Genomic DNA, 20209 nt, shown 5'->3' with positions numbered 1-20209 from the left:
ATATGTCGCGTGTCATAGGGGGGAACGGTGATGGAAAATGATGCTCGATGTCCGTGGATTACAGCCTCCCCAGCCGGCGGTTATGATAATAGATGCCCTGGGAAAGCTCAAGGTCGGGGAGACGCTCGAAGTCATAGGCGACAAGCCCTTCGTTGACATGCTGGGAAAGCTTGAAGAAGCCGGTTACCGGGTCGAACTGAAAGAGGTTGGCGGGGCATTCGTGCTCAGGATAACCAAGACCGAGAACTCCAAGGAGCTTACGATGGAGGTCAAGGAGTGCGACGATAAGCTTGAGGAGATAACGGAGGACACCAACGTGGCGAAGCTCCTCAAAGCTTACCCGGAATCTCTCAGGATACTGGTCAAGTACGGCTTCTCGCCCCTTGAGAATCCCGAGATGAGGAAGACCCTCGCGAGGACGATAACCCTGAGGCAGGCAAAGAAGCTCATTGGAATGAGCGACGAGAAGTTCAAAGAGATGATGGAAGAACTGAAAGGGCTGGAAGAAGGTAGATAGTTCAGTTCAAAACATTTCCATTGAGGTTTATTTGTTTTTTAGTAATCTCAACCTACGATGGATTTATTTTTGTTAATCATTAAAGCCACCAAACTTTGGCGAGGCCGTTACCTTTTCCTTCCGAAAGCCTCACCCTTTAGGGCGGGGATGCAGTGTTCGGAAATTCAGCCCTTTAAACCGAAATTCTTTTAAACTTTGGTGGTTAATACGGCCTTGGAGAGGCCAAAGTTAGAACCCGATGAGATGAGGGGTTTGAGTGTCCCCTTCGGCCTGAAGGGGAGTGGACGCCGATAGGCGTCCTTTGAGAACTGCCCGCTTGGGCAGTCAAAGACTGGAGATTGGCCTCTAAGCCATAACCCCAATCCGGCTTTAGCCGGTAGGGGTAATGGGGGCAAGACCGTCCCCTTGGGCCGAGCCGAAACCGGCAACGGGAGTAGGGGATGAGTTGCCCATAAATCTCCCTGCCATTGGCGAGGAGTTAATTCGTTGGAACCCTCGCCGTTCACGGCGGGGAGGAGGTCAGCCGCTCAATATGGTTCAGCCCCTGTTTGAGCTTTAAAGTATTCCTCGGCCCTCTTGATTAAGAATTCGTTTTTAATTTTCTTTCCAATACGCTTGAAGATCAATGTGGTTATGTCCCCGCCGAACCATGCTTTGTCTTCAATTAGCTCTCGGTAGCCCTCCTCATCGGTTAAATCGCTTTCTCTTACTGAAACAAGTATTTTATAACTATCCAATCTCTTGATTAGGACATACTCTTCCTCCTCCCTTCCGGGTCTTTCAATCAGCTCGTAGAGACCGTCCTCCAAGTCTAAGAGTTCTTTCTTCACTATGGTAACGTCCGAAGGAACGATTTCAAGCTTTTTCCTTTTCACAGTCTCAACTAACCATTCGTAGAAAAGAAACTGGTTGTTTTCTTCAAAGCCTGCATCTCTGAGGTCGTGGTCGTCCGTGTAACCACAGATGAGGACCGCCCCAACCCTCATCAGCTTTCCGAGGAACTTCATAAGTTCGGGGCTCAGGACGAACAGCCACCTGCCGGTGGAGACTCCAATCTGGAGGAGCGTCATGTTCTCCTTTGAGTACGTTTCAACCTCAAGCCAGTCAAAGGAATCTTCCTCGGTGGTTTTCAGCTCGTAGTGCAGTTCTCCCACTGCAACCAGCCTAAATCCCCTCATATCAAAGATGAACTTCAGGTGCTCTTCTCGTCTTTCCCGCTGGTACGCGAGTTCGCGAGTGTACTTGAACTCGCGCGAGAGCTTCTCAAGCACTTCTCCCCAAGGCTTATCAAACACGGCGACAACATAATACGTGGTTCCCATATCACTCCCCCCATGATTAATTCATAATGAAAAATAAAGAAACAGATTCAGTCGAATTCTGAAGCTAGGTAACGCACTTCAACGTCCACACCAAACCGGGACTTTATCTCCTTTGGCAGGTACTGGGTGTAGTAATAGTAGTCCCTTATGTTCTCAATGCCTCCAGCATAGTACACCTCAATCTTTCTGATTCCCTTATTGATGGCGTACTCAGCGTACTTTGCAAGCTGTTCCTCGCTTATTTTATGTGCGTTTCTCTTGCACTCTATCAGCACGGTCTCCGACCCCTTCTCCGCGATTATGTCAATCTCAGTGTTTTTATCAATTGATGTTATCACTCTCTTCTCGACTTCCCTTATCGTCCACCCGTTCCTCTTGAGGTGGCTGACGACCTCAGCCTCATAAAGGGCTCCTGACTTAATTTGGCCTCTCGCTAATTCCTGATTAATCTTGCTGATAATCTCGCGCCCTCCGTGTTTAACGCTGCTTGCATCGTTAAGTACTTCTTCAAGCTTCTCAACGTCCCAGTCTCGGCGAATAACCTCCTTAAATGCATTCTTGTTAGTTAACCACCTCCTGATCCTTTTGAGGCTATTAACAACCTCATCAAAGTCCATGCCACGCCTTTTTACGTATTTCTCGCCTATCTCCTCGAGGTACTGCTTGCCCAGTTCATTTACGACCCACCTGGCGTTTTCTCTGCTGACTTTCGTGAATTCCCTAACCATTATTTTACGTCCCAGGTAGTCCTTTACGATGCCCATTGAAAATCTGGATATTTCGTCCCCGTCCTTCGCGAGTATCTTGATCCCCCATTTCCCACCGCGAACGATGTCTGTTGGATCTGGAGCAAGAATAGTGGATAGTGCATCATACGCCATTGCTGCCTCAGGAGAGACGTAATGTTCGATAGCAAGACTTAACGCATTGTCCACGAGGATTGCACCTATTATCAGGACAATTCCCGGAACAGCCTGGGGCTGGACCTCATCTCCTGGCCTTTTTTTCCGGACTGAACTCCTGCGGAACCGTTACGGTGCCGTTCACCGTTCCATTAACGAGACTCGCTGTAGCGCTCGCACCGCTGAACGCCAATCCCAAAATCAAAACCCCGAAGAGCAGGGCAAGGATTTTCTTCCACACCTGCCGGACCCCCAGATATGTGCACTGGATAATTACGCCAGAACCTTAAAAAGTTTACTGTGCAAAGTTTAACAAGCTCATGATGATAGAATTTAAATCAAACTTTCAAAAGTTCAGAAAAATACAACCCCAACAAACGGGGCACCTGAGGGGGACAAGGTTTATATTCAAGTTTTGCCTTGAAATTATTGCAAGTAAAAACTTGAAAAGGTGATCGGAATGGGAAAGCTGGCCGTTATTGAAGCTAAGGGCACCGAGAGGCTGAAGCGCGGTTTTGCCAAGATGGTGAAGGGCGGCGTCATAATGGACGTCACCAACCGCGTCTTTGGTAAAGCAGTTGCCCAAGGGTATAATCTCATCCCCGTGCTTGATGGCAATGGTTAGAGCATCCGCAGACACCTCACCCCTGAGAGCCTCCTCCCAGCCAAAGAAGATAAAGGAGAACGACATGAGCTCACCTCCTTCTTTTCCCTATGTCATCCGAGCTACCTATCGAGCGAGAGCATTTCAATTGACCTGTCAATGTGCCTTATTGTGGCCTTGGCCAGGGATGAACGAATATCAATACGATCGATTAGGACATTTATTGAGTCCCTCCCTGCAATGAGAATGTCCAAAGCAAACCTCGTGAACTCTCTTTCCCCCATCCTGTAGACCCTGCCATTGTCGAAAATCCAAATCAGAGAGTTTCCACTCCTTAAAAGTACCGCATGAAGGGCGGGGTCAAAGGCTCCAAAGTCCATGTCCACGTAGAGTTTGACCTTTGCTCGCGTTCTCCTTGCCCAGTCGGGGAGCTCTCCAATGGGCTTCAGCACGTCCTCGGGAACCATCCTGCCGTCTCCTGCAGGCGTTTTAACTCCCGGTCCTCCAATGAACTTTCTGAACTCGTTCTCCTTTTCGAGCGCGTATAAAATTCCAGCTATGAAGTTTCCAAGAAAGCGGGGGAAGCTTACGGTGGTGGAGAGAACATTGATGTTCCTAGGAACCCCAGTTAGGAGTGAGTGGTTCTCAATCCAGTGACCTCTGAGCTCCGGCAGGTGGTGCTTGAGAACATTATCGAAGTCAAAAAGTACCTCTGTCCACTCCAAAAGCTCGTCCACGCTTTTAGCGGTTGAATCCAGCGTTTTTGTGGCATACCAGTACCAGTAAATTCCTGGATTGGCACTATGCCGAACCATCATACTTTCCACCAAACATACTTTTAGGACAAAAATAAATAAAAACGATGAAGTCATCCCTTTGTAACTGGAAACGCCGTAATGACCTTCCACCGGCTCTTGCCTATACACTGAATCACGACTCTCAGTTTAACACCTAATTTCGGTTGGTATTTTTCTATTGCTATCCTTTTTAAATCGGTTCTGCTCTCGGCACAATTAACCTCTCCATTTTCGATAGTGTCTTTTATTAGTTTTAATAGTTGCTTTGCAGTTAATTGTTCAAACTTTGATTTTAGTGGGTGGCTATCAACCAAGATGTGGGCCTCGATTATATGCTTCGCACTTTTCTCCGTAATTATGACTTCACCGGGTTTGCAATTGACGCTTCCACACAAGCTTCTGGCATTATAGTATGCTCTGAATGTCTTGTATTCTTTGGCAAACCCTCTTGCAAGTTTCTTAGCTTTGTTAGCATCCCATCCGTTGAGGTATGCCTGTGCGAGGAGTTTGCCGTATTCCTTCGGGCTGAATAAGTCCTTAACAGCCTTGACTTCGTCCCTGGTTATTGTTATGACTGACTTCACTATGACGGTTTCCTTCTTTAGACCGCCCCATTTTTTCTTTACGTAGCCATATCCGATCTCTACTTTGGTACCCCAGAAGTTCTTGCTCTCGATTCCCTTTGCAAGTTCCTGCCCGTTGTATGAAATTCTGTCTGGAAGTTCTTTATAGAACGCTTCAGTGAACTCACTAACAGGTTTGGAGTACAAATATTTTGAAATTGCCAACGCAACTCCACCTATAACCACTAGCCATCCTATGCCCGGAACAAATCCACCGAAGAAGTTTTCTACTACAATCCCAGCACCAGCATTCTCAGGCTGAACTTTATCTCCTGGTCCCTTCTCCGGACTGAACCCTGGAGGAAGCTTTACAGTACCATTCACTGTCCCGTTGACAAGGCCCGCCGTTGCACTGGCTCCACTGACCGTCAGTCCCAAAATCAAAAAGCCAAAGAGCAGGGCGAGGATTTTCTTCCACATCTCCAAACACCTCTACGAGTTTTCAATGGATAATAAATCCAGGACTTTAAAAGATTTACTATTGTAAGTTTCATACTGTCAGGATAACTGGGGCATCACCCCCTGAAGCCATTCAGTCACATCACCTGGAGGAGCACCGAATCTAGAATGCTCCCTAACAAAATTATACCAGAATGCGAACAGGAAAATAAATCTGTGAACTCTCCTCCAGTTTTTACTCCGGAAATTATTCCAGAAACGCTTCAACCTCTCCTTCAACGTCCTGAACCAGCGCCCAATACTGTTCCTCGGCCCGAAAGTCACATGCACGTAATCCAACCCCAGAGTATTAAACGCTGACTTGTACCACGGGCCACCATCAACCAGAAAAACCGGTTTATTAACGCAGGACTTTAACACAGTGCTAATGAAATCCCTGGCAGTCCACCAGTTCCGGGTAGTCGTAATCCAGACTGCGAGAACTCCCTGCTCTCAACGTCAATAGCGGCCCAGAGGTATCTTTCCTGCCCGTTGATTTTTATTACAGTCTCGTCAACCGCGATGAAATTCCGCTGTTTTCTCACTGCAAGCGTTTTCGGTAAGTAAACTGCTTCCGCGAGTTTCTGGACTGTTTCCCAGACTGTTGTGTGGCTGATTCCGAGAATCCTGGCGACTTGCCTGTAACTGAGGCCTTTTAAGTATAATTCCACTGCCCTGATTTTCTTCTCCACCGCGATTTTGTTTCGGCGAAAAGGTTTTAAGGCTGAAAACACCCAGTAAAGAGCGATTCCAGCCTTCATAAGTCATCCCCTTTTTACCGAAGACTCTCCAGAAACTTAAACCTAACGCCCAACCGCTTATCCTGACAGTATGGTAAGTTTAACAAAACAATGAAAATTGAATGTAAAATTCAACTTTGGAGAGAAGACGATCCGCTTTTACCCTTTTCTCAATTCTTTAATTCAAGAATTGCTCTAACGGTTCTCAATTGGGGTGGTAAGGAAGAGAAAAGATCGGGGCCGGTTCCCATTCAGAGTAGAGCCGTTATCGTGTTTGGCCCTTATCAGACTCGCCAGAAACTTCGCCCACCTGCGCTTTGAAGTATTCTTCAGCCCTTTTGACGAGGAACTCATCCTTAACTCTCTTTCCAATCCTCCCGAAGATCACGGCAGTCATGTCCTGGCTGAACCATGCTTTGTCCTCAAGGAGTTCCCGGTAAGAGTCTTCATAAGTCAAATCACTCCCCCACACCGAGACGAGGATTTTATACCCGTCCAAGCTTTTTATGAGAACGTACTCCTTCTCTTCCATCCAAGGTATTTCAACAAGTTCGTAGAGGCCGTCCTCGATGGGGAGCAGGTTGTCCTTCACGACGGTAACTCCAGAAGGAAGAATTTCAAGCTTCTCATGCTTTAGGGCTTTCTCCAGCCACTCATAGACGAGGAACTGGTCCCACTCTCCAAAAATCTCCTCAAACCTTTCACTCCCGTACACGTAACCTGTAATAATCACTGCTCCGGCGTTCGTTAACTTCTCAAAGAATTCCACCAACTCCTTACTTGAGACATCCCAAAATTTACTTGTACAGGTTCCAAAGTCAACGATTGTTATTTCACTCTTTGAGAACACTTCAATCCAGAAGCCGACACCGACGTACCGCTCGGGTCTTATTGTCTTCAGGATTATATTCTTAGTCTTCCCTTTGAACACTAATTTAAATCCTCTTGTGTCATAGTGTTCATACCACTCATCCAGACCATGCTCCGTGTCTTTAACGAGCCCAAACTGCCTATCTAATTCATCAACAACCTCCTTCCAAGGCCTTTCAAACACCGCAACTACATCATAACAATCACCCATGGCGTCACCCCCTTCAATGTAAATAATTAAAAGAAAGTCAGTTGAATCCCGAACTCAAATGGACTATCTCAACGTCCACCTCCAAGACTGCTTGTATTGCTCGTTCACAACTGTGGATTGTTATAGGTACCACTTATCTGGGTTTTAAATGCGTTTTCTGCGATTTTCTGCCATCTCTTATCCTCCACAAGCCCCAGATCTCTTAGGGGCAACACGACGGGTATTACCAAGTCACACGCCAGTTCCGACGGTTCGTAGAGAGATTCAAGAACATTCTCCGGATCATCAAGGTCCACAATACCAAGGAACCAGATAACCGCGTAATCATTCAGCTCTCCTATGAACAAGAAACCCCTCTCTCCAGGACGCCATGGGATTGAAACCCCGTACAAACCCGTATCCATCTTCAAGAGCTCCCTTTTAACTACAGTGAGTGCTGAGGGAATGACTTCGAGTCTTCCGGTCTTAACCACCTTCGGGAGCCAGTTTATGAGGATAAGCTGATTATTGTGCTTGAAACCGAGTTCCGTAAGATCAGCATCATCCCGATAACCACATATCAAGAGAGGTTCCGCCCTCATGAACTTCTTCAAGAGTCTAATGAGTTCGGAACTAAGGACATACCCCCACCTACTTCTCCAAGCTGGGTGAATTTCCAGGATCGTGTAACCCTTGACCGAGTAAATCCTAAAGTCTGCATTGATTATCCTCTCTCCTTCAGTAGTCCTCAGCGGCGGATCGAAGGCTAATTCACCGGATGCAACCCGCTGGAATTCCTCATCCAAGAGGCTATATCTCTTCAAATCAAGCACCCACGTATCCTCTCCATCATCATCCCACGACTCAAGCTTAAACTCTTCTTCAAGAAACCTTCTAACGTCCCCCAGCTTCATATCAAACACAAGGTAAACGTAATTATCAACACCCACCGGCATCACCCACCTGAGCCTTAAAGTATTCTTCAGCTCTTTTGACGAGGAACTCGTCCTCAACTTTCCGACCGATGCGCTTGAAGACGAGCCCAACGATTTCCAAACTAAACCACGCCTTATCCTCCAAAAGGTCGAGGTAGCACTCTTCATCGGTTAAATCACTTTCCCTCGCCGAAACAAGGATTTTGTAACCCTCAAGACTCTTTATCAGTACGTACTCCTTCTCCTCCCTCCCAGGCCTCTCAACAAGCTCGTAGAGACCGTCCTCAAGGAAGAGTAAGTTAGCTTTCACTACAGTGAGGCCAGAAGGGAGTATTTCCTCCTTCTTCTCGATGATGGAAACGAGCTCCATGTAGAGGAGGAGCTCGTCATCCTCTTTTAGACCTATTTCGGTGAGATCAATGCCGTCACTGTACCCTGACACCATTAAAAAGCCCTCTCGCATGAAGGGCTTTAGGAAATCTAGGAGGTCACTGGATTTCACAAACATCCATGAGCTCCTTGGTTGAGGATTGAGTTCGAGTAGGGAATACTCCCCAACCTCGAACAATCTTAGGTCAAAGTACTCGATGGGCCAGAAACTCTCGTCCGAGGTTTCCAAGGGGTTGTTTGACCACAAGCCCCCCTTCTTGATAAACACTACTGGATACTTCAAAAGCCCCCTCTTGAGGAACTCCCGCCTTTCAATCTCCATGAACTTCCTATCGGACTCATCCGGCTCCCGAAGTCGAACTTTAAAATTTGAACTAATGAACCGTTCAATCTCTTCAGGAGACTTGTCAAAAATAAAAGACAGGAAGTACTCAGTCCCCATTTCTATCACCACTATTCAGTTGAATTCCGAGCCGTGATATTCAATTTTAACCTCAACCCCATACTTGGCCTTTGCTTCGCGGACTGCCTCTCTGATTTTGTACCATTGCCCCATACTCGCAGTATCGCGTGAGTAGTACACAACGAGCTTCCTCACTCCATTCATGTTAGCGTATTCTGCCTCTTTCAGTAATTGCCCCTTAGATATCTTACTACTCCTTCTCTTGCACTCGATGTAAACCCTTTCGCCGTTTTTCTTGGCAATTATATCAATGTCACCCGGTTCGCCATAAAGCTTAAAGCCATGTCCTACTTCCTCCACCTTCCATCCGCTCCTCTTGAGGTGGCTTACAACCTCTGCCTCATAGAGCGGCCCAAGGTCCTTCTCATTTTTCAAATCCCTGTTGATGTCAGCGATCAACTTCTTTCCTCATTTCCTGACGCTCTTCGCATCTTCGAGCACTTTCTTCAGTTTCTCGACGTCCCATCCCCTATCAACGATGAACCTCCTGGCGTTACCGTTAGTTATCCCCAGTTCGTATATCCTCTTTAGGGCTTTTGCTACCTCATCGAAGTCATGGCCCTTCTTTAATCCTCCGCTCTTGACAACGTATTTTTCAACGATCTTCCCTAGGTAGTCTTTTCCAAGCTTGTTACTTACCCATTCAGCGAGATCCTTGGAAGCGTACGTGATTTCCTTAACGACTTTGCTGTCCTTGAAGAGACCGATCAGCACCTTATTGCGGCTGATGACCTTAATTCCGAGTTTTGCTCCCTTGATTCCTAGTTTCTCTGCAATTTTAGCGGGGTCAATGAGTATTGTGACCGCATCGTAGACTGCTGCAACTTCTGGAGAAACGTAATGCTCAAGGAACCAGCTCGCTGCGGCATCAAGTACTATAAGGCCAACAATCCCCCAGAACTGCGGCCGTACCTCGTCTCCGGGTTTTTTCTCAGGGGTTAACTCTGGCGGAACCGTTACGGTGCCGTTCACTGTTCCGTTGACAAAGCTCGCCGTGGCACTGGCACCGCTGACTGTTACTCCTAAAATCAAAAACCCAAAGAGCAGAGCGATTACCTTCTTCCACATTCCAGAGCACCCCACTAGTTTGTGATGGATAATAAGTCCAACACTTTAAAAATATTACTATTGAAAGTTTAACAAAATAATGAAGATTGAATGTAAAATCCAACTGGGAAAAGTTTGAATGATACGATTACCAAAAACGCAGCAATCTGTCTACCCGTTAACAACGGGCATCAAAAAGATGAGAAAAGAAGATCCTCACTCCAGCTCCTCCGCGAGCGGGGCACTCTCATCAACGCTGGTGCCCTTGCTCAGCATCTCCTTGAGGTCGGCCTCCGGGTCACCGGTAAGCCTCAGGTCGAACTGCCTCCTTAGGGTCTCGAAGACGTTCGGTGTGAGGAACTCGGGCGGCTTTGGACCGAGGTAGATGCCCCTGATTCCGAGGTAGAGGAGCGAGTAGAGTATAGCCACGGCCTTCTGCTCCATCCAGCTCAGGACTATGCTTACCGGCAGGGAGTTCACGTCGGTTCCAAGCTCGTTCGCAAGTGCTATTGCAATCTCGATTATCGAGTAGACGTTGTTGCACTGGCCGAAGTCAAGGAAGCGCGGAATCCCCTCGATGGTGCCGTAGTTCCTCGCGTTGTAGCGGAACTTGCCGCAGGCCGCAGAGAGTATCAGAGCATCGTTGGGGATCAGCTCGGTGAGCCTCTCGTAGTAGCCCATGCCCTTGTGCGGCGTATCACAGCCGCCCACTACGAAGATGTGCCTTATCTTGCCCTCCTGAATCAGTTCTATCAGTTTGTCCTTCATAGCGAGGACGTTGGTGTGGTGGAAGCCCGTCAGGAGCTTTCCGCCGTCGTAGGCCTTCATCCTCGGTGTCTCAAGGGCGCGCTTTATGAGCGGCTCGAAGTTGTAGTCCTCGATGTGGGGAACCCCCTCAAGGCCCGCTATTCCGACGGTGAAGATTCTATCCTGATACGCCTTCGTCGGCTGCTGGACACAGTTGCTTGTGCCCAGAATCACTCCCGGGAACTCCGCGAATTCCTTCTTCTGGTAGAGCCACGAGCCGCCCCAGTTGCCGTAAAGCGCTTTAAACTTCCTCAGCTCTGGGTAAGCGTGGGCAGGGAACATTTCGGCGTGGGTGTAGACCTTGAGCTCTTCCTCAAGGCCCATCTCCTCAATCTGCCTGAGGAGTTCGTACAGAGCTTTGTAGCTGTGGCCGGTCACGAGTATGCCGTGTCCCTCAGCCGTTCCGGTCGGAACTTCAACCGGCTCAGGCCTTCCGAAGGTTTCAACGTAAGCTTTGTCGAGGAGCTTCATGGCCCTAAGGTGAACCCTTCCGTTCTCAAGGATAAGTTCAAGGAAGCGGTTTTTGTCGAAGTTCACGTTGGTTAGGGTCGAGTAGAGGGCCTCCGCCAGGAAGTGGCCTATTTTTGGGTCGTCGTAGCCGACCTCAAGGGCGTGGTGGTAGTAGGCCGCGGTTCCCTTTATACCATACAGCAGGGCCTCCTGAAGGGAGTTGAGGTCCGGGTCTTTACCGCAGACTCCCCTTATCGTACATCCTCCAGCGAGGCTCATCGAGCACTGGTTGCAGAGCATGTCCAACTTCTCAGGTACCTTTATCATCTTCAATCCCTCCTTTTATGACATGTGTCATATCCTTCGATTATAGATGAAGGGACCTTCATAAAAATCTTGCGGTTTCTTAACCTAAAGCGGCCATATGACTTATGTCATGGCAAGCACCCAAAAGACTTGGCAGAAAGGCTTAAATATTCCGCCCGTCATAAAACCCACCATGAAGACCAACGCGTTTGAAGTGGCCTCGCGCTACGTGTACCCGTCACTCAGGCGGAGGCTCGTTGAGATACTCTATGAAAACGGCCTGAAGCAGACGAAGATAGCTGAGCTCCTCCACATCACCCAGTCGGCCGTTTCCCGCTATCTTCGGATGGACAGAGGCGCGTTGATGGATGTCTCCCAGTTTCCAGACACCGATAACGAGCTTCGTTCATTTGCCGACGAGATCATTAAGAAAAAACCGAGTGAGTATGAGATACACAGGAGGCTCGTGGAAATCTCCGTCGAGATGCTTGGAAAGGGCTACGTCTGCCAGTTCCACTCAAAAATCGACCCCGAAGTGAATCCCGCGGAATGCAACGTATGCCTTGAACTTTTCGGCTGAGCTAAGGCTTCTCGGCTCGGCTAAAGGAAGGTTAATATGTTTCGATGGAGATTTTAATGTTGGTGATTCTTATGAAAAGGGCACTTGTAACCCTCACCCCACCGGAGAGCAAGAGGCTTATCGCAAAGGCAGTCGTCGCTCTCGATGAGGTTCAGCATGCCCTCAAGCACGGGTTTGTTTACATTGCCACCGGTATAACCGCGGCCTATATAGCCGAGGAGATCTTAGGAAAGGAAATAGACAAGGAAAAATGGACCGTTGGCGTCATCAGTAAGGGAAGAACCTGCGTTACCCCAAAGGCCACCTGGCCCAAGCACATTGTCCTCTACAAGGGTGAACCGTTTGACGACCCCCTCGAAGCGCTCAAGCAGATGGGTCCGAAGGACGTCTTCATCAAGGGGGCCAACGCAATAGACATCAACTGGAACGTCGCTGTTTTCGCCGCCGCTCCCGATGGAGGAACGATAGGAAAGACCTTCGGCTGGACAATAACCAAAGGTGTCTTCACCATAACGCCCGTGAGCCTCGAGAAGTTCGTGCCAACACCTGTCGAGGAAAGCGCCAAGCTCACAGGCATTTACTCATTCGACTGGGGAACCGGGCTTTATTCAGCCCTCGTGCCGATACCCCACTCCCACCCAGTTACCGAGGTTGAAGCCTACAGGATACTCGCCGGAGTTGAGGCGATACCGATAGCGGCCGGCGGAGCAGGCGGGGCTGAGGGCAGCGTTACCCTCGTCTTAGAAGGCGACGATGAGGCAATGGAAAAGGCGAAGGAGATAACGAAGGCCATCAAGGGTGAACCCTACCTCAAGCCCTACACCGAGGACTGCTCGGTCTGCCCCTTCGCGAAGATATGCGGCCCTGGAAGCGGGGCGTTCTGATGGGATGCCCATGAAGAGGCTTCTGGTTTTTCTTCTTTTGGCTCTCCTCATCACTCCCCTTGTTCTTGCGGACGAGTACGAAGAGGAAAACGAGTACGAGGCCGGCTACACGTCCCTCGCGGTGGCAGGAGTGGCAATGATAGCGGTGGGAGTTGCCTACTATGCCCTCACCAAGAGGAAGCTCATCATAACCCACCAGAGGTCGAGCAGTTGGGGCTTCGAGATAAAGATGGAGCACCCGTATATGACAGTGATCGGCCCGGTATCGCCGATGACCGTCCATCACTTCTTCACGATAACGGGAACCCTGCTGGTCTTTGTTCACTTCTTCTCGTGCGGCAACTACACCGGCCTGGCGGGTACAACGGGACTGGCAATGGCGGTCGTTCTCGTTCTCCTGAACGTGATGGGTTTCATAGGGAGGAGCATAAACCACAGCATAATCGCGGCGGCAAAGGCCAACGACATGGAAAGGGCGAGGAAGTACGTGAACAGGTACGAAAAATGGAAGAAGCTGCACATCCTGCTGGCGATTATATTCGCGGTACTCCTGGCTGCACACCTGAACGCCATCGATTGAAGCTTTTTTCAAGAATTTCTTTTTAAACCTGCTTCTTTCTCTCTTCTAACGGGGGTGAGAGGATGGACGAGCTTGAGATGATAAGGAGAAAGAAGATGCTCGAACTCATGAAGAAGGCGGGAATGATAGAGGTCACGCCGAAGAAAAAGGTGGTCATCGAGGTCATAACGTCACCCGGCTGCCCCTACTGCCCGATAGCCTGGGCAATGGCTCAGGAGCTTGAGAGGAAATACGAGGGTGTTATAGCGAGAGAACTCAGCGTGGCCACCCCTGAAGGCCAGAGGAAGGCCATGGAGCACAACATAATGGGAACCCCCACCATACTCATAGACAACAGAGTGGAGTTCATAGGGGTTCCGAACTTTGCGGAATTTGAGAGAAGGGTGAGGGAAAAGCTCGGTTTACAGTGAAGCACCCGTAAGAACCCAGACTCCAATGGCTATCAGCAGTATCCCCGCTATGACCGAGAGCTCCCTGCTGTGCCTCACCATCGCCTGGGAGAAGCGCTTGCTCTCTGTAACGCTTCCCATCGCCAGCAGTATGACAACCAGCGGAAGCACGAAGACGAGGTTGTAGAGCGCCAGGAGGAGGAACGCGAGGGCCTCCCCCGCCTTCGAGATTATTATCGCATAGACGAGGTAGCTACCCGCGGAGCACGGGAGAAGGGTTGTGGAGACTATAACTCCGAGCGTAAAAGCCCCGATGGCCGTTGCGTCGCTGCTGAATATCTTCCTCCTGATTTTGCTCTTGTCCCCGACGCGGGACTTCTCCATCAGTCCGGTGGCTATGGTGTAGGCACCGAAAACTATTGCGGCAACTCCGGCGACCCAAAGGGGCAGATAACCGGCGAAGTAGAGCAGGCCGACTCCGAGGAGGTAGTAGGATATGTAAACCGCAGCTATGAAAGCCGCGCCTATGAAATACAGCCTTTTCTCTGATATCTCCCTGACGGAGAGTGCTATGAGAAGCATAGTGTATATGACGAAGGTGCATGGGTTTATCGAGTCGCTCATGGCCAAGGCGAAGAACTTGGGGATAAAGTCCACCATACCCAGCGCCCACAGCGCGAGGGAGCTCACCCCGAAGGATGCCAGAAGGATTATCGCCAGTCCCTTTATCTCACTCCTCATGATAGTCAGTTATCACCACTCTTTTTGTGGCTTTCTAAAACAAAAAGTTGAGAACGAAAGGTCAGCGCCTCCGTTTAAGGAGGACCAGGGGAATGACGGCAAAGGCAACCACTATTCCCGGACCACATATCCCGTTATCAGATGAACTCGTGGTGGTATTATTCGTTGGCGTTGTGGTCGTCGTTACTGTCTCATCTGGGTTCCTGTGCTCAACGTAGATAACCTGAAGTTTCTGGATGATGGTTTCGTTTTTTATTATGTACGCCTTGCCCCCCATAACCAGGATGAGGCCGTCGTTCTCAATGGCGGCCTCCACTATCTTCGGTGCCGCGGAAACGTTGAATTCCCCCTCGACTATCGCCCTGAGTTCCCCTTCATAGGCTATACCTATAGCGGGCACTCCGGATATGCCAGTGTACCGGTACTGCTCCCCGAACAGTGCCTGGTTTTCGGTATTGTCCACCAGTTCATAGTACGTGAAGCTGTCGTTTCCGTAGACCCTCGGTATCTCCTCCTTCATTTTGCGGCAGTGGGGACAGGTCTTTGCACCGTACATGTAGAAGTCGAGCTTGTCCGGGTTCACCTGGCCCTCTGCAACGGCGTATGAAACCGTCGAGATTAACAGCATCCCAATGATAATCAAAACCAGCTTTCTCATTTTCTCACCCGAACCTTATTCCCGTGGGAAGTTATAAACCTTGGCCGCGGAAAGCTTAAATCCTTCGGGTTGCAGAATTCTTGGGGATGATCATGCAGGAGTGGTACCGCTCCAGGGCACTGTACGAGGCGGTTCTTAAACTCGTGGAATCCGGCAGGGTTAATGAGGCTCTCGACATGGCTGAGGGGATACCCGATGGCAACATACGCTCGAAGGCGTTCTCACACATAGCCGTCGAGGTGGCGAAGTCGGGGAGGGATTATCACGAGGCGCTGGAGAGGGCAGTTAAGGCGGCTCTTGACATCGACAACCGCGACGAGAGCACAAAGGCTCTGATGAGCCTGGCCTTTGAGTTCCTGAACATGGGCAATCCGGAGGAAGCCCTCAGAATTTCCCGGTACATAACTGACCTCCCGAATAAGTCAAAGGTCGAGGCGGAGGTGGCGCTGGTCCTTGCCAAGAGGGAAAAGGTCGCCGAGGCGATGGAGATAATCAACGGCATCATGGACGATGATGTCAAGACGTGGGCAATGTCCAGACTCGCCAGCCAGCTTTAGCTCAAATTTGTCTATTCATCCAATCGTTCTATTCGATTTTGACATGGGTCCATCCACAAGGCTTTTTTACGCTCTTCTCTTCCCCGTTGGGGGTGAGAGAAAATGGACAGTGGAGCGATAATAGGCTTGATAGGAATGCTGCTGCTGGTGAGCTCGTGGGTTCCTCAGACGTGGGAGACCATAAAGACCAGAAAGTGCCCGCTTAACCTGCAGTTCATACTGATCTACGTGACGGCCTCGACGCTGCTCACCATATACTCATACATGATAGGGGACTGGATATTCTTCGCCCTGAACTTCCTCGCGGCGTTCCAGAGTGCCGTCAATCTGGTGGTAAAGTTAAAAGAAGAGTAGCTCAGCGTCTCTCGTAGAACCCCACAAGCTCACCCATCTGAATGATGTGGCCGCTCATGGCCCTTTCCAGTTCTTTTCTGCTTGCCCCAGGGTCGAGTTCCAGAACCGTGTCAAGCGCATAGACCTTGAAGTGGTAATAGTGCACCCCATGCCCCCTCGGCGGACAGGGGCCCCCGTACCCGATTCTCCCGAAGTCGTTCTTCCCCTGAACCATCCTGACGGGAGCGTCCACAACCCCCCGCGGCGGAACTCCCTTTGGTATTTCCCCGAGGGGTGGAATGTTCCACGCTATCCAGTGGGTGAAGGTCCCACCGGGGGCATCGGGGTCGTCCATTATGATGACGAGGCTTTTAGCATTGGGGTCCACGTGCCCGATAAATATTGGCGGGTTCACGTCGTTCCCATCACAGGTGAACTCGACGGGTATGGTGCCCCCATCGTGAAATATGGAACCAACCTCAAGATCCATCCTAACATCCCCTCCGAAATCCTTTGAAGATATGCATCCCCCGCTCAGGGCCAGCAAAACCACCAGGAGCGGCGCTAACCATCTCATGTAAATAATATACCCAACAAAACGTAAAAAGATTTCGGCACAACGCTTTATCAACAGCAACAACATTGTAGTGTTGATGATGGTGTGAGGCCGGCCGGAAATACTGACCGGTTACCAGCGATGAAAGGGCTGCGGACGATGTCCCGTTCCCGCAGGGAATGAAGACAAACGTCGCCGTGAACTATGGATTGATTTTTAAGCTCCTCTCCCATCTTTTCTTGATGCCCAATGAAGGTGCTGTGGGAGAGGGAAATCCCGGCGGATGAGATAGTCGTCTCGCCCCGGCCAGTCTGGAAGTGTCGCTCTTGCCCGATGTACGGCAGAAGACCGAGCTGCCCGCCCCACGTTCCGGACTGGAGGGAAGCGAGGGAGTGGGTGCGGCACTTCAAGAGGGCCCTGATAGTGAAGTTTGAGATAGACATGGAGCGCTTTGAGGAGGAAAAGAGGGAGGCCCTGCTGTACCTCCTGAAAAGGGAGGGAGAGTTCTTCAAAAAGGGGAAGATGTACGCAATGGCGCTATTTCCCGGCTCGTGCAACCTCTGCGACGACTGTCCCTTCGAGAGGGGCGAGCCGTGCAGGATGCCGACCAAGGTCAGACCGAGCATAGACGCAGTGGGCATCGAGATTGGGAAACTCGTGGAAATCAACTTCTCCGAAAGCGTTTTGTACGGGATGATGCTAATTGAATAACGGTGTGAACGGATGAAGGAGAACGTCTCCCCCGCCGGAATGAAGTGGGGAATCTCACTTATCATGACGCTCGTATACGCCTTCGGAGCCGCGTGGTTCTACTACCTGCCGGGGAGGGGAGAGCCAAATCTTGAGGTTGATTTCTGGCAACTGCTGCTCCACTTCCTTGTTCTCAGCTTCCTCTTCTGGGTAGTCCTGGTCCCAGAGAGGAAATCGAGCAAAGCCCCCGACGTGCTCATGTTCACAGTTTTAACGGTTCCCGCCGGAGTATTTGCCGCACTCATCTTCCTCTTTGCGGCAGGGGGCATTGGGGTTCATGAAACCTACGGCGTCGAGTACCTCATAATGGCACTGGTACCGTTCCTGATCGCCCACAAGACGGTTAAGGAGCGAATTTCAGTGGTTCCATTCGTTTTAGCGCTGGTTTATGGGCTCCTAGCGTACATCTGGGGGAATGGATTATGGTGAAGGTTGCGTACATAACCCTGCTCGGCCGCTCGCCGTGGGCGGTCGTTAACACCTACTACAAGCTCCTCACACGGGGAGGAAAGGCGGAGAGGATATACGTATTCACGGAGGAACGCTACCGCCACAACCTCCCGAAGGTCGTCGAGGCCATCAGGGCGATTTCGGAAGCATATAACCTCCATCCAGCCATAGAAACCGAAGTCGTTCCGGACTACGGCTTCTTCGTCGCCGACAGAAAGTTCAGGGAGCTGTTCACTAAGCTGGAGCGCGAGGGCTACAGGATGGGCCTGGACATAACCTCTGGCAGGAAGGCCCTCGTCGCCGCCGCGATAGTTCAGATAAGAGAGTTCCCGGTGGCGTTCATAGTTTACATGGGGCTCCTCGACCGGGACTTCCCGGACAGGCCCTACATGATGATTCCAACCCACATGCAGCCGATAAAGAACTTCCTGGGTGATGAGAGTGAGGGAGACTAGCGAGGTTATAGAGAAGCCGGAGCTCCAGATACTCCTCAACGTCCTGGGAGACATCAGGGTGAGCTATCCGCTCTACGGGCTGCCTTTACTGAGGGCAAAGCCGGTGGAAACCGGCTACCGCGTTGAGCTCACGGTGAACAGGCGGGAGTTCAACGAGCACGTTCCGGAGTACCTCTCCCACGAACTCCCCACCTGGACAGACTTCTACGAGTGCTTCCTCTCCGCGGGCATCGTGAGGTACGCGAACATCGATGAGTTTATCCAGAATCTCGAACTCTACGAGAGGCTCAAGAAGGGTGTAGCCTTCGCCCCGGATACCAACCTCTTCTACCACCGCTTCATCTCGGGTTTCAGACCCCTCGAGGGGCACCAGATAGTCGTGGCGGAGGGCGTGAAGAAGGAGATAGAGAACGCCATGAACTACAAGTACCGGCACAGGGAGCTGGAGGAGATTAGGCGCGAGGTGAGAAACGGAAGCCTCCTCAGAGAGTTCAGCAACAGGAGGACGAAGAGAAGCAGAAAAGCCGCTTACATAGCCCTCAAGGAGTTCGAAAGGCTGAAGGACAGGATAATCATAGCCGAGAGCGTCAAAGAACCGGCCCACAACAACGACGAGACAATAATCAAGTCCCTAAAGCACTACGACAACATGACGCCCACGCTTCTCGTCTTCCTCACTGCTGACATAGCGATAACCGACGTGGCTGAGATGGAAGGCCTGGAGTACTTCCTCTTCAAGTACCCGCGCCAGGAGATTGGACGGCACGACGTTAGGGCCTACCAGCTCAGGACGCTCCTCTTCAACCTCGCGGCCGTCTTCGGCGTCATAGAGGTGAACGGGATAACCGTGTTCGGCGAGTTCGGCGGTAAGGGCGGGCTGAACGAGCTCAAACTGGTCTTTCCAACCGAGAACAGAGCCTATCACGAGTTCGAGTTCCACCTGAAGCTCAGCAGGAAGCTGATGAGGATAATGAGGGGATAACTAAGTCCCCGTTTTGAATTTAATAACGAGGGCCGTCATCACGAGGATGAAGGTAAAGAGGGCCAGTATTTCAGCGATTGCCTCATGCAAGGGCATGAGCACAATCGACATCGAGATGCCGAGTGCAACCAGCTCGTCGTTTTCCCTGCTCTCCCCACCGTAGCGGTACTCCAGAGCAAATGTGAGCCAGCCGAGGAATACAACTATCGTTCTTGTGAATGTCAACTGCCAGAACAGCAGACCCAGTCCGAAGAGCAGGAAAGGAAGGGCGTAGAGAAGCCGTCTCACTCCCCCACCCCCAGTATAAGCCCTCCACTATTTACCTCAGCATTTTTCCGGGCAGTCACGATGGAGAAGAAGTAGTATCCCGGCTCTTCGACCCTGACGACCAGCCTCAGGTCACCTATCTCCAGCAGGGTGGAGTTGGAAGCGCCGTCGAGGTAACCCCGGCTCCAGCTTCCTGAAGCCTTCACCTCATCCCTGGCCTTTACGGTCAAGAACGCCCTGTAGTCGTGGTCGTGGTACCGTATACACACCGGGATTCTCTCGGCGTAGGGGACGTAGGTGGTTCCTTTTATCTGGCGGGCGTTTATGATAACCTCGAAGTCCTCCGGTTCGTATGGGGGAGAAAGCCTCAGGACGGAGAGGATTATGCTGGCGTTCATGTCATCTCCGAGGACCTCTGCCTCGAACGAGTAGGGGGTGGTGTTGAAACCGGAGAGGTACTCCACGACCTCGTCGGAGATTCCTGCTGGAACAACGATACCGCCGGAGAAAGTTCCGTTGAGCGGGACGTAGGTCAGGGAGGGTCCACCATAGGGTAGGAAACCCAAAAGAGCTAGAACCACCGGGAAAACGAAGAGCTTTTTCCCACGAAACCCTGGCGACACATT

28 protein-coding genes and 1 pseudogene are annotated in these 20209 nt (G+C 50.6%); 12 read left to right on the top strand and 17 right to left on the bottom strand.

Features of this window, described 5'->3' with window-relative positions:
- Nucleotides 1-37 precede the first annotated feature (37 nt).
- Nucleotides 38-517, top strand: coding sequence for a DUF1858 domain-containing protein (locus APY94_RS05395; protein ID WP_058938656.1), 480 nt, complete (start codon nt 38-40; stop codon nt 515-517).
- Between the two features lie 527 nt (nt 518-1044).
- Here APY94_RS05395 and APY94_RS05390 read toward each other — a convergent pair.
- The 3 genes from APY94_RS05390 to APY94_RS13180 form a co-directional block, all read right to left on the bottom strand.
- Nucleotides 1045-1788, bottom strand: a complete 744-nt coding sequence (locus APY94_RS05390; RefSeq protein WP_245610416.1) for a hypothetical protein — start codon at nt 1786-1788, stop codon at nt 1045-1047.
- 98 nt (nt 1789-1886) lie between these two features.
- Complete coding sequence (locus APY94_RS05385) at nt 1887-2774, bottom strand: YraN family protein (protein ID WP_058938654.1); 888 nt, start codon at nt 2772-2774, stop codon at nt 1887-1889.
- 52 nt (nt 2775-2826) lie between these two features.
- The gene (locus APY94_RS13180) at nt 2827-2982 is read right to left on the bottom strand and encodes a hypothetical protein (RefSeq protein WP_157065478.1); all 156 of its coding nucleotides are present in this window, start codon (nt 2980-2982) and stop codon (nt 2827-2829) included.
- A gap of 219 nt (nt 2983-3201) precedes the next feature.
- Here APY94_RS13180 and APY94_RS14040 point away from each other — a divergent pair, with 219 nt between their 5' ends.
- Nucleotides 3202-3366 carry a hypothetical protein gene (locus APY94_RS14040; protein ID WP_157065477.1) on the top strand — a complete coding sequence of 55 codons (165 nt, stop codon included), beginning with the start codon at nt 3202-3204 and terminating at the stop codon, nt 3364-3366.
- Between the two features lie 101 nt (nt 3367-3467).
- Here the strand turns inward: APY94_RS14040 and APY94_RS05375 are convergent, their stop codons facing one another.
- The 9 genes and pseudogenes from APY94_RS05375 to hcp all read right to left on the bottom strand — a co-directional run bounded on the left by APY94_RS05375 (nt 3468) and on the right by hcp (nt 11422).
- Nucleotides 3468-4163: a hypothetical protein gene (locus tag APY94_RS05375; protein WP_058938652.1), complete on the bottom strand. Its 696-nt coding sequence runs from the start codon at nt 4161-4163 to the stop codon at nt 3468-3470.
- Nucleotides 4164-4213: 50 nt separating this feature from the next.
- Nucleotides 4214-5185, bottom strand: coding sequence for a hypothetical protein (locus APY94_RS05370; protein ID WP_058938651.1), 972 nt, complete (start codon nt 5183-5185; stop codon nt 4214-4216).
- Between the two features lie 78 nt (nt 5186-5263).
- A pseudogene (locus tag APY94_RS05365) lies at nt 5264-5964 on the bottom strand (IS6 family transposase).
- A gap of 244 nt (nt 5965-6208) precedes the next feature.
- Nucleotides 6209-7024 (bottom strand): hypothetical protein, encoded by an 816-nt coding sequence (locus APY94_RS05360; RefSeq protein ID WP_058938650.1) that lies wholly within the window; start codon nt 7022-7024, stop codon nt 6209-6211.
- 104 nt (nt 7025-7128) lie between these two features.
- Nucleotides 7129-7959 carry a hypothetical protein gene (locus tag APY94_RS05355; RefSeq protein ID WP_157065476.1) on the bottom strand — a complete coding sequence of 277 codons (831 nt, stop codon included), beginning with the start codon at nt 7957-7959 and terminating at the stop codon, nt 7129-7131.
- Complete coding sequence (locus tag APY94_RS05350; RefSeq protein ID WP_058938648.1) at nt 7943-8770, bottom strand: hypothetical protein; 828 nt, start codon at nt 8768-8770, stop codon at nt 7943-7945. Before APY94_RS05350 ends, APY94_RS05355 begins: the two co-directional genes overlap by 17 nt.
- Nucleotides 8771-8785: 15 nt before the next feature.
- Nucleotides 8786-9190, bottom strand: coding sequence for a YraN family protein (locus tag APY94_RS05345; RefSeq protein ID WP_058938647.1), 405 nt, complete (start codon nt 9188-9190; stop codon nt 8786-8788).
- Nucleotides 9191-9199: 9 nt separating this feature from the next.
- On the bottom strand, nt 9200-9859 hold the full coding sequence (locus APY94_RS05340; RefSeq protein WP_058938646.1) for a hypothetical protein: 660 nt from the start codon (nt 9857-9859) through the stop codon (nt 9200-9202).
- A 195-nt stretch (nt 9860-10054) separates the two neighbouring features.
- Nucleotides 10055-11422 (bottom strand): hydroxylamine reductase, encoded by a 1368-nt coding sequence (gene hcp / locus APY94_RS05335; RefSeq protein WP_058938645.1) that lies wholly within the window; start codon nt 11420-11422, stop codon nt 10055-10057.
- A 172-nt stretch (nt 11423-11594) separates the two neighbouring features.
- Here hcp and APY94_RS05330 point away from each other — a divergent pair, with 172 nt between their 5' ends.
- The 4 genes from APY94_RS05330 (at nt 11595) to APY94_RS05315 (ending at nt 13855) form a co-directional block, all read left to right on the top strand.
- Nucleotides 11595-11981, top strand: a complete 387-nt coding sequence (locus APY94_RS05330) for a transcriptional regulator (protein ID WP_058938644.1) — start codon at nt 11595-11597, stop codon at nt 11979-11981.
- Between the two features lie 71 nt (nt 11982-12052).
- Nucleotides 12053-12865: a hypothetical protein gene (locus tag APY94_RS05325; RefSeq protein WP_058938643.1), complete on the top strand. Its 813-nt coding sequence runs from the start codon at nt 12053-12055 to the stop codon at nt 12863-12865.
- Between the two features lie 4 nt (nt 12866-12869).
- Nucleotides 12870-13445 (top strand): hypothetical protein, encoded by a 576-nt coding sequence (locus APY94_RS05320; protein ID WP_245610415.1) that lies wholly within the window; start codon nt 12870-12872, stop codon nt 13443-13445.
- Between the two features lie 62 nt (nt 13446-13507).
- Nucleotides 13508-13855 carry a thioredoxin family protein gene (locus APY94_RS05315; RefSeq protein WP_058938641.1) on the top strand — a complete coding sequence of 116 codons (348 nt, stop codon included), beginning with the start codon at nt 13508-13510 and terminating at the stop codon, nt 13853-13855.
- Here APY94_RS05315 and APY94_RS05310 read toward each other — a convergent pair.
- Together APY94_RS05310 and APY94_RS05305 are read right to left on the bottom strand one after the other, a co-directional pair.
- Nucleotides 13847-14575, bottom strand: coding sequence for a cytochrome c biogenesis CcdA family protein (locus APY94_RS05310; RefSeq protein ID WP_058938640.1), 729 nt, complete (start codon nt 14573-14575; stop codon nt 13847-13849). The genes APY94_RS05315 and APY94_RS05310 overlap by 9 nt on opposite strands.
- Before the next feature lie 61 nt (nt 14576-14636).
- Nucleotides 14637-15233, bottom strand: a complete 597-nt coding sequence (locus APY94_RS05305; RefSeq protein WP_058938639.1) for a CGP-CTERM sorting domain-containing protein — start codon at nt 15231-15233, stop codon at nt 14637-14639.
- A gap of 92 nt (nt 15234-15325) precedes the next feature.
- Between APY94_RS05305 and APY94_RS05300 the strand changes: the two genes are divergently transcribed.
- Both APY94_RS05300 and APY94_RS05295 read left to right on the top strand, forming a co-directional pair.
- Entirely contained in the window at nt 15326-15790 is a 465-nt protein-coding gene (locus APY94_RS05300; RefSeq protein WP_058938638.1) for a hypothetical protein, read from the top strand.
- A gap of 102 nt (nt 15791-15892) precedes the next feature.
- Nucleotides 15893-16144: a hypothetical protein gene (locus APY94_RS05295; RefSeq protein WP_058938637.1), complete on the top strand. Its 252-nt coding sequence runs from the start codon at nt 15893-15895 to the stop codon at nt 16142-16144.
- A gap of 1 nt (nt 16145) precedes the next feature.
- On the opposite strand, the gene APY94_RS05290 is transcribed toward APY94_RS05295, so the two are convergent.
- Entirely contained in the window at nt 16146-16613 is a 468-nt protein-coding gene (locus APY94_RS05290; RefSeq protein WP_083500621.1) for a YbhB/YbcL family Raf kinase inhibitor-like protein, read from the bottom strand.
- Between the two features lie 315 nt (nt 16614-16928).
- On the opposite strand from APY94_RS05290, the gene APY94_RS05285 reads away from it, so the two are divergent.
- From APY94_RS05285 to APY94_RS05270, 4 genes are read left to right on the top strand one after another with little or no spacing between them, the layout of a single operon-like run.
- Nucleotides 16929-17390: a DUF2284 domain-containing protein gene (locus APY94_RS05285; RefSeq protein ID WP_058938635.1), complete on the top strand. Its 462-nt coding sequence runs from the start codon at nt 16929-16931 to the stop codon at nt 17388-17390.
- A gap of 12 nt (nt 17391-17402) precedes the next feature.
- Complete coding sequence (locus tag APY94_RS05280; protein WP_058938634.1) at nt 17403-17858, top strand: hypothetical protein; 456 nt, start codon at nt 17403-17405, stop codon at nt 17856-17858.
- Complete coding sequence (locus APY94_RS05275; protein ID WP_058938633.1) at nt 17852-18334, top strand: hypothetical protein; 483 nt, start codon at nt 17852-17854, stop codon at nt 18332-18334. The genes APY94_RS05280 and APY94_RS05275 overlap by 7 nt, the downstream gene beginning before the upstream one ends.
- Complete coding sequence (locus APY94_RS05270) at nt 18321-19316, top strand: PIN domain-containing protein (protein WP_083500620.1); 996 nt, start codon at nt 18321-18323, stop codon at nt 19314-19316. The genes APY94_RS05275 and APY94_RS05270 overlap by 14 nt, the downstream gene beginning before the upstream one ends.
- On the opposite strand, the gene APY94_RS05265 is transcribed toward APY94_RS05270, so the two are convergent.
- Entirely contained in the window at nt 19317-19604 is a 288-nt protein-coding gene (locus tag APY94_RS05265; protein WP_058938631.1) for a hypothetical protein, read from the bottom strand.
- Nucleotides 19601-20206, bottom strand: coding sequence for a hypothetical protein (locus APY94_RS05260; protein WP_058938630.1), 606 nt, complete (start codon nt 20204-20206; stop codon nt 19601-19603). Before APY94_RS05260 ends, APY94_RS05265 begins: the two co-directional genes overlap by 4 nt.
- Nucleotides 20207-20209: the final 3 nt, after the last annotated feature.

It is taken from the genome of Thermococcus celericrescens (assembly GCF_001484195.1).
In the GTDB taxonomy this organism is placed as follows: Archaea; Methanobacteriota_B; Thermococci; order Thermococcales; family Thermococcaceae; genus Thermococcus; species Thermococcus celericrescens.
Note: the sequence above shows the minus strand (reverse complement) of the source record. Positions and strands in the feature narration are given on the sequence as shown.